This window comes from Streptomyces sp. 35G-GA-8 (assembly GCF_023534745.1).
In the GTDB taxonomy this organism is placed as follows: Bacteria; Actinomycetota; Actinomycetes; order Streptomycetales; family Streptomycetaceae; genus Streptomyces.
In genome coordinates, this window is the sequence record NZ_JAMHJQ010000006.1 from 314,171 (window position 1) to 326,418 (window position 12,248).

Here is a 12,248-nt window from a genome sequence, read left to right on the forward strand (position 1 = left end):
CCGCTTTGGACACACACGCTGCCTCCTCGCTCGCACCACCATCCGTGCCGCTCACGATCCGGCGGGATGTCCGGCTCGTCGCGCGCGGCGATCATCTGTACGTCTGCGCGAGCACCGGCATGCTGCGGCTGCCACCCCCTGCGGCCGGTCCCCGGGAGGACAGGGACGGGAATCTCCTCCTTGACGCGCTGCCCGAGCGGGTGGTCCAGGGGCTCCATGCCCGCGGCCTGGTCCACCAGGGGGGTGAGCGGGAGGCCCACCCGCTGTATGCCGCTGGTGGCGACGGATCCGAGGGTCACGTGGTGGCCGTCGCCGACGGTGCGCTCGGGGAGGGGGTCGCGGCGTTGCTCCGGCGGGCCGGGGTGAGCATGGCCCCGGTCGAGCCCCCGCGGGCCGGAGCGGAGGCCCCGGCCGTCGCGGTCCTGCCGTTGTCCCTGCCGGAGCCCGTGCTCCAGCGATGGGCCGAGGTGTCGATGGACAGCGGCGTGCCGCTTGTCGTCCATCTCAACACTCCGAAGCGGCTGCTGTCCGCCACTCTCACACCGCCCCACACACCCTGCCCGGTGTGTCTCGTGCGCCGTATCCGCGCGAACCACGTGTGGCAGGCGGTGGCCGATCTGCCGCTCGACGTGCTGCTGGGGGCGGCCGACAGCGACGCGTGGCCCACCACCGCCATCGCGTCCGGGCTGCTGGCCCACGAGACCCTCAGGCTCCTCGGCGGCCGACCGGGACCGGGGCGGGGGGCTCTCACCGAGTTCGACCACCAGGAGCTGGAGCGCACCCGGCACGCCCTGTTCCACACTCCCGGCTGTCCCGGCTGCTCCTCACGCGCCCGTTCGCCACGGCGCGACGAGACCGGCGACACCGACGCAGGCGCCTGCTGGGAGCGGATGCGCGGCGCCGTCGACCCGCTGACCGGACTGGTGCTGGAACTCCGCGTGGACGACGGAGCCGGAGAAGAAGGCGACACGACATACGCGCGCACCGCCGGACGCACCACGACGAGTTGGTTCTCGCCGGTGGACGCCGAGGCACGTGGAGGGGCCGTCAAGAGCGATCCGGTCACCGCCCGGGTCTGCGCCGTCGGCGAGACGATGGAGCGCTACGCGGCCGGAGTCTATGGTCGCGACCAACTCGTGCGAGCCCCTTTCACCGACCTTGGCGACGAGGCCGTCGACCCCCGTGACCTGCCCTTGGGTTCGGCCAAGGAGTACGCCGACCACCCCCGCTACGGACCGTTCGAGCCCGACACCCCGATCGACTGGGTGCGGGGACACTCCTTGACAACGGGCAGGACACGGTACGTACCGGCCTGCGCGGTCTATCTGCCCTACCGGTTCCCCAAGAGCCACCGGGCATGGTTCGACCCCATCTCCACCGGGCTGGCCGCGGGCAGTTGTTACGAACACGCGGTGCTGGCCGGGCTGATGGAGGTCGTCGAGCGGGACGCGAGCGTGGTGTTCTGGGAGAACCGCCTCACCCTGCCCAGTCTGGACCTGACGAACCTGCCGGACGGTGTACCGCGTCGTATCGTCGACAAGCTCACCGCCGCCGGGGTCGCGGTCACGGGCAAGGACCTCACCACCGATCTCGGTATCCCGGCCTTCGCCATCCGCTGCCGGGAGGACACGGAGCGGCGGCCGGTGACCGTACACGCCGCCCGGGCGGACCTCGATCCTCACGCGGCCCTCCTCGGCGCCCTCGAAGAGGCATGCCTGGGCCGCGCCGGCGCGGCCACCTGGCAGAAAGAGCTCGACGCCGGTGCCCGTATCCCCGCCGAGGACGCGGCGCTGGACACGCTCAGGGACTTCAGCCTCTACTACTGGGACCACGACCGGGCGCGGCATCTGGAGTTCTGGCACGACGGCCCCACCCGGCCCGTCCCGCCGCCCAGGCCCTCCGGGGGGTTCCGGACGGACGTCGACGAAGCGGTTCGGCGGCTGGCGGCGCGGGGCTATGAAGCCATCAGCGTGGACATCACCCCCATCGATGTCGCCGAGTGCGGTGTATCGGTGGTGCGCTCCCTGGTGCCCGGCCTGTGCCCGATCACCCTGCGCAGCGACTTCCACCGGCGGGGCGGCCCTCGTGTCTTCCACGCACCCGTGGCCATGGGCGTTCGTACGACGCCCCTCGGCGAGGACGATCTCAACCCCCTGCCGCTGCCCTTCCTCTGAGATTCCCCCCGAGGCACCGGACACGCTCAGGAAGGACCCACACCGCGTGGACACGCGAACACTCTTCCGCCGAAACCCCGACCTGCTGCTGGAGTGGGACGACGATTCCGGTTCCGTGCTCGTCGATTCCCGCAGCGGCCGCAAATTCGTCGCCAAGCCCGAACTGGTCGACCTGCTGGGGCGACTCGACGGCCCACTGACGGCGGACGAACTCAACGCCCGTTGGCCGCACCAGACGGACGCCGACACGACCCGGACGCTGCTCGAACGGCTGGCCTCCGCGGGCATCGTCCGCCATGACGACAAGGAGGACACCGAACCGGCCGCCGACGGTCTGACACCGTACGAACGCGCCTGCCACGCAGGGGCCGGGCGCGGGCCCCTGCCCGGCACACGGCGCGGCACACCGCCGCCGGCCCGGCTGTGCCACCCCGAGGCCACCGGGACCGTTCCCCTGCCGGATGCCCGCGACCTGCCGAGCCGGGCGCTCGCGGAGGTGCTTTCCGAGCGGCGCAGCGTCCGCGACTTCGCCGCCGAACCGGTGCCGTTGATGCTCCTCGCCGCGTTCCTTGACCGGTCCGCGCGGGTGCGCGGCTATTTGCCACCGCGCTCCTACGAGCAGACGCAGCGCCCCGCGCCGTCCGGGGGCGCCCGGCACAGCCTGGAGATCTACCTGGTCGCCCGCGATGTGGAGCAGCTGCCGCCCGGGGCGTACCACTACGACGCGTTCGACCACGCCTTGCACCGGCTGTCCGACTGGAACGACGACCTCGCCGCGCTCCAGCACCGGACCATCACCCTCCCGGCGCTGCTCAACGAGGCGCCCCCGGCCGGGCTCTACCTCGCTTCCCGCGCGGACCGTACGGGCTGGAAGTACGCGGGGATGGCGCTGAGCATGATCTACCGCGACACCGGCTGTCTGTTGCAGACCATGTGTCTGACCGCCACCGATCTCGGCCTGGCGTCGTGCCCGACCGGACGGATGGAGGTGCCGGTGTCGGCTCCTTTCCTCCAGCCGTACGAGCAGCGGCTCCTCCACGTCGGAAACCTGGCGCTGGGCCTGCCCGACCCCGCTGCCACCACCACCGCTCCGACACCGACCGAGCTTCCGGCCGGTGCCTGAGTGCCCGTCATAAGGGGGCCATGACCAGGGCTTTAGACTATTCCTTTACCTGCTCTTGGTCATTCTTGTACCTTGGGGGTCTCGCGCCAGAGGGAGGAACCCAGGGTGGACGTCTCCATGACCATGTGGGTACTCACAGTCGTAGGACTGTGCGTACTCATCGCGGCCGACTTCTTCATCGGCGGCCGAAAGCCGCACGAAGTCTCGATGAAGGAGGCGGGCACGTGGTCGATCGTCTGGATCGCCCTCGCCGCCCTCTTCGGCACCGGCCTGCTCATCTGGGGTGACGGACAGGCATCCGGTGAGTTCTTCGCGGGCTACATCACCGAGAAGTCGCTCAGCGTCGACAACCTCTTCGTCTTCGTCCTGATCATGGCCAAATTCTCCGTCCCCACGATCTACCAGCAGCGCGTCCTGATGATCGGCGTACTCATCGCCCTCGTACTGCGCGCCGTCTTCATCGCCGTAGGCGCGGCAGCCATCAGCACCTTCGCCTGGGTCTTCTACCTCTTCGGCGCCTTCCTCATCTGGACCGCCTGGAAACTCATCCAGGAAGCACGGGCCGAGGAAGAGGAGGACTGGGAGCCGGGCCGCCTCGTGCGGGCCGTCCAGCGCCGTGTGCCTTCCACCGGTACGTGGCACGGCACGAAGGTGACCATCCGCGAGAACGGCAAACGCCTGGTCACCCCCATGCTCATCGTCATGCTGGCGATCGGCATCACGGACGTACTCTTCGCCGTGGACTCCATCCCCGCGATCTTCGGCCTCACCCAGGACCCGTACATCGTCTTCACGGCCAACGCCTTCGCCCTCATGGGCCTGCGCCAGCTGTACTTCCTCATCGTCGGACTCCTCAAGAAGCTCGTCCACCTCGCCTACGGCCTCTCGGTCATCCTCGGCTTCATCGGTGTCAAGCTCGTCCTGCACGGTATCCACGAGACAACAAGCCTTCACGTACCGGAAATCTCCACCCCCGTCTCACTCGGCGTCATCTGCGGTGTGCTGGTCATCACCACCATCACCAGCCTCATCGCGTCGAAGAAGGCGTCGAAAAACGTTTCGCCGACAGCGGAGAACGTCGGAAGCGACGACCAGGGCAAACCGGCCGAGAAGGCCGACACCCAGAGCTGAGCCGTTCACCCGGACACGTCCGGCCGCCCGGCCGCCCCGTCGACAACGCCGGGGCGGCCGGTTTCGTCCCGGGCGACGAAGCGGGGCCGGGGGGCGGGCTCGGCGGGTCAGGTCACTTCTTCTCCGACTTCGGCACGAACAGCTTGATGTCCGTGAGGCTCGCGCTGCCCTCGTACACGTTGGTGTAGAGATCGCCGATGACGAAGGAGTCGGGGTAGGCGGAGTCCTTCGGCCACTGGTCGGTCCACGCGGCCTTGCCGTTGAGGTCCTTGCCCTGGACGAGGGTGTTGTTGTAGCGGCCGTCGTACTCGTCGGGCTTGACGTTGTAGTGCCAGATAGGTTTGTTGTCCACGACGAAGTCGCGGTGGAAGCGGAGTGTCTGCTGTCCGGCGCGAGCGAAGTTTCCGCTGGCCTCCAGCGTGTATCCGGTCTCGTCGCGTTCGATGGCGAAGGTGTAGTCCTCGTCCGGCATCAGCTCGGGCTGGAGCTCGGCCGCGGACGACAACTGCTGTTCGGCGACACCGTCGGAACAACTGGTCATGAACCACTGCGAGTTACCGGCCAGGCCGCCCTGGCCCGGGGCCCAGTTCGGGAGCCCGCTGATCCACATGTTGACCGTGTTGAAGCTGCTGTCCTTGTAGTCGTAGTACTCGTCGGTCTTCGCGTTGCAGACGCGGCCGCCGGTGCCCGTGCCGACGCGGTCCGGGTGCTGGGCGAAGGAGTCCATGAGCACCTTGCGCCGGTAATGCCAGAAGTGGTTGTTGCGGGGCGCGGGGTCGGCGAAGTCCACGATGGACAGATAGTGGAATCCGTTGTAGCCGTACCTGCCCTCGCGCACGTCCTGCCACTCGCAGTACGGGGCCGAGGCGTCGCCCTCCCAGCCGGGGCTCCTGGAACCCTCGCCCCAGGGGTGCTGTGTCTTGCAGCCGTCCTTGCTGTAGCCGTTGACGCGGTTGTCGTAGTCGATCGTTCCGTTGCGCTTGCCGCCGAAGTCGAGCGTCTTGAGCTTGTACTCGATGCGGTACTGCTCGGGAAGCGACTCGGTGGGCCGGAAGATGGCACCGCCCGTGTGATCGGGGACATTGAGTTCGGCGACGGTGGACTTGCCCGCTCTGCCGTTGGTGATGGACGGCGGCTTCTCGATGGTGCCGTCCTTGTCCCAGTCGCGGGCGGACAGCGAGGCGGTCAGCCAGCCGTCCTTGCCGACCGGGAATTCCTTCCGGTAGGTGGCGAAGGAGTCGAGCTGCTCGTCCCAGGCATCACCGTAATCGTTGTGGAACCACTTGCCGTTGTCGTCCATGACGGTGTCGAACGGGTTGTCGTAGGCCTCTCTGACCCAGGGCGCCTTCCCCGGGTCGAGCTTCTTCGAGAAGTTCTCGGAGTACAGGAGCTTCCACTTCTGTGTGGGCGGCTTCTGGGCGGCCGGCTCCCGGGCCGCGAGGGACGCGGAAGCGGATTCGTCCGTGGTCTGCGCGGCGGCGAGCAGTGGCGTCAGGGCGAGTGCGCCGCCGAGCAGGGCGGTCATCGCGTAGCGGTGCCTTCTTCGCGAAGGGGGGCGGCCTCGGTACGAGTCGGTGCGGCTCATCAGAACTCCCCGTCCGGATCGTAGTACTCGTTGGCGTTCTCCTTGGTGACACGCGGGGAAGGCACCACCGTGTCCTTCTCCGTCTTCTTGCCGCCGAGGATGTCGATGGTCCTGTCCAAACCGAGACTGCCGATCTGATCGGCGTCGTTGAGCCCGGTGACCAGGTAATTCGTGCCGTCCGAGATGGCCTTGAGCGCTTCGGACTGGCCGTCGACACCGGCCAGCACGATGTCCTTGTCCCGGCCGGCGTCCTTGATGGCGCGCTGGGCGCCCAGGCACATGGCGTCGTTCTCGCAGAACACCGCGTCGATGTCCTGGTGCGACGCGAGCAGGCTCTCCGTGACGGTCAGTCCCCCGTCGGAGCTCCAGTTGCCGAAGTCGGGGGCTTCGACGATCTTGAGTCCGGCGCCGGTGAGGGCGCCCTTGACACCGTTGGTGCGGGCCAGGCCGATGCTGTTGTCCGCGGGGCCTCCCTTGACGATCGCGACCGTGGCCGCGTCGGGCAGCCGGTCGGCCAGGAACTCACCGTTCTGCTTGCCGATCGCCTCGTTGTCGGGGCCGATCCAGCTCGTGTAGTCGCCGGTCTTGAACTTGCGGTCGACGAGCACGGCCGGCTTTCCGGCGGCCTTGATGGCGTTGAGGACGGCGGGGGCCGACTCCAGCGGGCCGCCCGAGATGATGACCGCGTCGACGCCCTTGCTCAGCAGGTCCTCGACGTTGGAGGCGAGCTTGGCCGCGTCACCGCCCGCGTCCGTGCTGCGGACCTCGACGCCCTTCTTCTTCGCCTGCGCTTTGATCGCGCGGTCCATGCCGTTGAAGTAGGGCCCGCTCAAGGTGAAGTTGGCGACGCCTACCGTGTAGTCGCCGTCCCCCTCGCCGCTCGCGTTCCCGCCGTCGGACGAGCAGCCCGACAGGGTGGTGACGAGAACGGCCCCGGCGAGCAGTCCGGCGACGCGCGTCTTGCTAAGGGCGATCATGACAGCGATCCCTTTCCCGGGGTCGTCGCACCGGCGGCGGGACGGAGCCGCCCCGCGCGCTGGACGAGAATGACGGCAACGATGATGAGCCCCTTGAAAACCTGCTGCCAGAAGCTCTGTACGTCATAGAGGTTGAGCAGATTGTTGATCAGCGCGAGCACCAGCACTCCCGCGCAGGTCGCCCGTACGGTGCCCTTGCCGCCGGCCAGGCTGGCACCACCGATCACACACGCGGCGATGGCGTCCAGTTCGAAGGCGGTGCCCACACTGGGCTGGGCGATTCCGACGCGGCTGGCGAGAATGACGCCCGCGAGTCCGGCGCAGGCGCCGCTGATGGTGTAGGCGAGGACCACATGGCGTCGTACGCCGATGCCCGCGAGGCGTACGGTCTCCGCGCTGCCGCCGATCGCGGTCAGCGCCCGGCCGGCGGGCATACGGCCGAGAAAGACTCCGCCGAGCAGGAAGACAGCGATCATGATGATCGTGGAGACGGGCACAGGGCCCAGCGCGGCGGATCCCAGCTCGAAGAAGCCCGCCTTCTCCGGTGCGACGGGGGTCTCCGAGTAGACGAAGGCCAGACCCCGGATGGTGGTGAGCGCGGCGAGTGTGACCACGAAGGGGGCGAGTTGGAAGCGGGCCACAAGTGCCCCGTTGACCAGCCCGAACCCGATGCCGGAGGCCACTCCGATCAGCATCGCCAGCCACACCGGCAGCCCGGCGGACAGGCCCGCGGCGAGAATGCCCGAGAAGGCGACCACCGAGCCGACCGAGAGGTCGATACCGCCCGTCAGGATCACCGTGAGCATGCCGAAGGCGAGCAGTCCGGTGGTGACCATCTGCTTGAGCAGGTTCGTGACGTTCGCCTCGGTGAGGAAGGCGTCGGTGGTCGCACCGGCGATCGCGATGAAGGCGACGAGCAGCGCGGCGAGCCCCACTTCCAGGGTGATGTCGCGCCCCGCCACCCTGATCCTGGGCAGCCGCGAGCCTCCTGCCGCCCCGGTGGTGCCGTGCTCGGGGAGTCGCTCGGAGTCCCGAGGAGAAGCCGAGAGTTGATCCGTCATGCGGCGTGTCCGATCGCGTGGGCGAGGACGGTGTCCTCGGACGTACGGTCAGAGGGAAGCTCGGCGGCGATCCGCCCCTCGTGCATCACCAGCACGCGGTCGGTGGCGCCGAGGACCTCGGTGAGGTCGGACGAGATGAGGAGGACGGCCATTCCGCCACGGGCCAGTTCGTCGAGCATGCGATAGATCTCCACCCGGGTCGCCATGTCGACCCCACGGGTCGGTTCGTCGAGAAGGAGCACACGGGGCGAGGTGAGGAGCCACTTCGCCAGCACGGCCTTCTGCTGGTTGCCGCCGCTGAGCGCGCGTACCGGCAACCGCGCGGAATGAGCGGGTCTGATGTCGAGCCGGTCCGTCATCGCCAGGGCGTCGCGCCTGCGCCGGGCGGTGTCCAGGAGCGGTCCCCTGGTCGCGGTCCTGAGGGTGGTCAGGCCGATGTTGTCCTCGGTGCTGAGGCCGAGGACCAGACCGGTGCGCTTACGGTCCTCCGTGACCAGGGCGAGCCCCGCGCCGATGGCCTCCTTGGGGCTGCGGAACCGGTCGGTACGTGAGCCCTCGGCCCTGACCGTCCCCTCGGCCGGGCGCCGGGCGCCGAAGACGCAGTGTGCCAGCTCGCTGCGGCCCGACCCGACGAGACCGAACAGGCCGGTGATCTCACCCGCCCTCAGGGCGAAGGAGACATCGTCGAACTCGCCCGGCCTGCTGAGCCCTTGGACCGAGAGCAGTTCCCGGCCCACGTCGGTGCGGCGGTCGGGGTACAGCTGTTGTGGACGGCGTCCCGCCATCAGGCGGATCATCTCGTTCTCGTCCGTCCGCCGCGGTGTGGTCTCCGCGACGACGCGACCGTCCTTGATGACGACGATGGTGGTGGCCAGTTCGGTGACCTCGGCGAGCCGGTGCGATACGTAGACGATGACCACACCGCGCTTCTGAAGCCTTCGGATCAGGGCGAACAGGGCGTCCAGATCGGCGCCGGCGAGCACGGCCGAGGGCTCGTCGAGGACCAGCACCCTGGGCTCCCCGCTCTCGTCCACGAGGGCCTTGGCGATCTCCACCATCTGCTGGCGTGCGACGGTGAGGCTGCCGGCCTTGGTCCGGGGGTCGATCGCCCCGTACCCGATGTCCTCCAGGAGCACCCGGGCGCGGGCGTGCGCGGCCCGCCAGTTGATGAGGCCGCCCGGCATGCGCGGGTAGTGGCCCATCAACAGGTTCTCCGTGACGGACAGTTCGGGGATGAGGGTGAGCTCCTGGTGGACGGTCCTGATGCCATGGGTGTGCGCGTCGTGCGGGGAGCGCAACGCCACGAGCTCGCCGTCGAGGCGCAGTTCACCGCTGCTCATCCGCTCCGCGCCCGCGAGGATCTTGATGAGGGTGGACTTCCCGGCACCGTTGGCGCCGACCACGGCGAGCACGTCACCGGCATGGCCCTTGAGATCCACGCCGTGCAACACCTTCGTACCGCCGTACGACTTGTGCACCCCGCGCACGTCGAGAGCCGGCGGAGCGGGCGCACCGCTCACTGGAAGGCCTCCATCACGATGATCGTCTTCTGCCGGGTGAACTCCAGAGCCGTGTCGTGCAGTCCCTCGACGGAACCGCCGGTGTCCTTGGGACCGCCGAAGGGCAGGTTCTCGGCGCGCAGCGCGGTGCTCCCGTTGATCACGACGCCACCCACGTCGAGCCGGTTGGCGAGGGTGTAGGCGCGCTGGATGTCCTGGGTGAAGACGGCGGCCTGGAGCCCGTACGGGGAGGCGTTGGCCATCCGAACCGCGTCCAGGGGGTCTTCGAAGCGGGCCACGGGGGCGACGGGTCCGAAGATCTCCTCGTTGAAGGCCGCGCTGTCGGTGGGCACGTCGACGAGGACGGCGGGATCGTAGAAGGCACCGCGACGTGCGCCGCCCGCCACCTTGCGGGCACCGTCCGAGACGAGGGTGCCCACGGCCTGCTCCACGCGCCGCGCGGCGGCCTCGCTGATGAGCGGGCCCACGTCGGTGCCGTCGGCGAGCTGATCGCCGACGCTGAGCTTGGCGGCGCCCGACAGGAGGGCGTCCACGAAGGCGTCGTGCACGCCGCTCTGGACGTATACGCGCTTGACCGCGCAGCAGATCTGCCCGTTGCCGCGTGCGAGGCGCCCCAGGACCACGGCCCCCGCCGCGGCTTCCACATCGGCGTCGTCACAGACGATCAGGGCGTCGTTGCCGCCGAGTTCGAGATGGACCTTCTTGAGCGTGTCCGCGGCGCGGCGGGCGATCTCGCGGCCGGCGGTGGTGGATCCCGTCAGGCTGATGGCGGCGGCGCCCGCCCTGCCGGCCAGTTCCTGCGAGACGTGCACCCCGCCGGTGAGCAGTTGGTGCGCGCCGTCGGGGAATCCGGCGGCGGCGATGAGTTCCGCGATCCGGATGAGCGTCAGCGGGCAGCGCACCGGCGGGTGGACGAGCACCGCGTTGCCCGCGGCGAGTGCGGCCGCCGCCTTGTGGGCGTACAGCTCGACGGGGTAGTTGAAGGGCACCAACGCCGCGACCGGGCCGAGGGGTTCGCGGATCGTGACGGCGAGATGGCGTTCGAGGCCCGGCACCGCGTCGAGGGGAATCTGCCTCCCCAGCAGCCGGGTGGCCTCACCCGCGAAGCCACGGAAGATCCTGATGGCGGCGCGGACCTCTTCGGTGGTCTGGAAGACCGGCTTGCCGTTCTCCGCCGCGAGCTGCCGGGCCAGCCCGTCGGCCTCTCCCTCGATCAACTCCGCTGTTCTGAGCAGTAGTTGGGCCCTCTCATGGGCGGGTAGCGCGGCCATGGCCCGTTGACCGTGCGCCGCGGCCTCAAGTGCGGCGCCGACGCGCTCGGCCGTGAAGTCCTCGATTTCGCCGAGGACTTCACCGGTTCCTGGATTGTGTACGGACACAGCGGTGCTGCGGGACGTCATACGTCGGGTCTCCTGTGCGATCTTGACAGGGCGGACGAATCTCCAGAAGTCGCAGCGATGCTGACACCCGCTCAGTAGTTAGTCAACAGCGGTGACAAAATAGCCGCCCGTCGCCTTGCAGGCACTGTTGAGAGCGGTAAATGCTGCATTGGCCAGGCAATCCGGGCGGTGGTTTTGGCAAATAAGTAGGTTGCGGCAGGGTGCTCGGGCGGGAGGGTGTCGTCCGTGGCGGAGATAGTAGCCATGGACATAATATCCATGTACTCTATTCGGCATGAGCAAGGTTTCACCGGGTCCCACGCCCGGCTTCCTGGTATGGCGGCTCGCCAACAAGTGGCGCGTCGCGGTCGATCGCGCGGTGGCTCCGCTGGGTCTCACCCACGCGCAGTACGTAGTGGTCGCGTCGCTGCGCGGCATGCAGCGCGGCGGCGAGCGGCCCAGCCAGCGCCGACTCGCCGACCACACCGGCCTGGAGGCGCTGTACGTCTCGAAGCTGGCGCGTGCCCTGGAGTCGGCCGGTCTGATCGAGCGCACCCGGGACCCCCGCGATCCGCGCGCCGTACAGCTCGCCCTCACCGAGCAGGGCCAGGCCGTCACACGGCAGGCCGTGGCGGTGGTCCAGGAACTGCTTCAGCAGCTGCTGGAGCCGCTCGGCGGCCTCGACGCCCCCGGGACGCGCGCGTTCGCCGACGAGCTGACGACCCTGCTCAACGTACCTCTCATTCCATCCGTGACGAACGACGAGAGCACTCAGGGGACAACACCATGACCATCACCGCATCCACCACCACCGCATCCACCACTACGGCTGCCGCATCCACCGAACCCGTCGCCGACGCGCGCGCGCTCGGCCTGGCCCACTACGCCGCCCGAGGCGTCCTTGAGCACGTCCTTGCCCGGCACGGCATCACGTTCCAGCAGCAGATCGCCCTGCGCGCCGCCATCACCGCGGACGCCCCGCGGACGCCGGACGATCTCGTCACCCAGGTCCAGGGCAGCCTCAAGGCCGATCCGGCCGACATCCGCGCCACTCTCGACGAACTGCTGGCCAAGCAGCTGCTCGTCGTGGACGGCGCGCACCTTCGCCCCACCGAGGCAGGGCGTGAGCTGACGGCCACCGTCGGCGCGGAGACCGCCCCCGTCAGTGCCCGCGTCTGGGGCGGGATACCCGCGGCGGACCTTGTCGCCGCGGGCCGCGTCCTCGCCCTGGTCACCGAGCGCGCCAACGCGGAGCTCGCGGCGATGGACGCCTGAACCGGGGCCGTCGCCGCGGCGGC

The 12,248-nt window shown here is 69.2% G+C and carries 10 protein-coding genes; 5 read left to right on the forward strand and 5 right to left on the reverse strand.

Going from position 1 to position 12,248, the window contains the following annotated elements; translation table 11 throughout:
* Positions 1-5 precede the first annotated feature (5 nt).
* From M1203_RS15620 to M1203_RS15630, 3 genes are all read left to right on the forward strand, one after another.
* Positions 6-2,174 carry a TOMM precursor leader peptide-binding protein gene (locus M1203_RS15620; RefSeq protein ID WP_249950290.1) on the forward strand — a complete coding sequence of 723 codons (2,169 nt, stop codon included), beginning with the start codon at positions 6-8 and terminating at the stop codon, positions 2,172-2,174.
* A 46-nt stretch (positions 2,175-2,220) separates the two neighbouring features.
* Positions 2,221-3,297, forward strand: a complete 1,077-nt coding sequence (locus tag M1203_RS15625) for a SagB/ThcOx family dehydrogenase (protein WP_249950291.1) — start codon at positions 2,221-2,223, stop codon at positions 3,295-3,297.
* 117 nt (positions 3,298-3,414) lie between these two features.
* Entirely contained in the window at positions 3,415-4,428 is a 1,014-nt protein-coding gene (locus M1203_RS15630; protein WP_249950292.1) for a TerC family protein, read from the forward strand.
* A 112-nt stretch (positions 4,429-4,540) separates the two neighbouring features.
* On the opposite strand, the gene M1203_RS15635 is transcribed toward M1203_RS15630, so the two are convergent.
* From M1203_RS15635 to M1203_RS15655, 5 genes are read right to left on the reverse strand one after another with little or no spacing between them, the layout of a single operon-like run.
* Positions 4,541-6,013 carry a mucin-5B gene (locus M1203_RS15635; protein ID WP_249950293.1) on the reverse strand — a complete coding sequence of 491 codons (1,473 nt, stop codon included), beginning with the start codon at positions 6,011-6,013 and terminating at the stop codon, positions 4,541-4,543.
* Positions 6,013-6,990, reverse strand: a complete 978-nt coding sequence (locus M1203_RS15640; RefSeq protein ID WP_249950294.1) for a substrate-binding domain-containing protein — start codon at positions 6,988-6,990, stop codon at positions 6,013-6,015. Before M1203_RS15640 ends, M1203_RS15635 begins: the two co-directional genes overlap by 1 nt.
* Entirely contained in the window at positions 6,987-8,051 is a 1,065-nt protein-coding gene (locus M1203_RS15645) for an ABC transporter permease (RefSeq protein ID WP_249950295.1), read from the reverse strand. The genes M1203_RS15640 and M1203_RS15645 overlap by 4 nt, the downstream gene beginning before the upstream one ends.
* A complete protein-coding gene (locus tag M1203_RS15650; protein ID WP_249950296.1) occupies positions 8,048-9,571 on the reverse strand; it encodes a sugar ABC transporter ATP-binding protein in 1,524 nt (507 codons plus the stop codon). Before M1203_RS15650 ends, M1203_RS15645 begins: the two co-directional genes overlap by 4 nt.
* Entirely contained in the window at positions 9,568-10,971 is a 1,404-nt protein-coding gene (locus M1203_RS15655; protein ID WP_249950297.1) for an aldehyde dehydrogenase family protein, read from the reverse strand. The genes M1203_RS15650 and M1203_RS15655 overlap by 4 nt, the downstream gene beginning before the upstream one ends.
* Positions 10,972-11,245: 274 nt before the next feature.
* On the opposite strand from M1203_RS15655, the gene M1203_RS15660 reads away from it, so the two are divergent.
* Entirely contained in the window at positions 11,246-11,740 is a 495-nt protein-coding gene (locus tag M1203_RS15660) for a MarR family winged helix-turn-helix transcriptional regulator (RefSeq protein ID WP_249950298.1), read from the forward strand.
* A complete protein-coding gene (locus tag M1203_RS15665; protein WP_249950299.1) occupies positions 11,737-12,225 on the forward strand; it encodes a MarR family transcriptional regulator in 489 nt (162 codons plus the stop codon). Before M1203_RS15660 ends, M1203_RS15665 begins: the two co-directional genes overlap by 4 nt.
* The last annotated feature ends 23 nt before the right edge of the window (positions 12,226-12,248 follow it).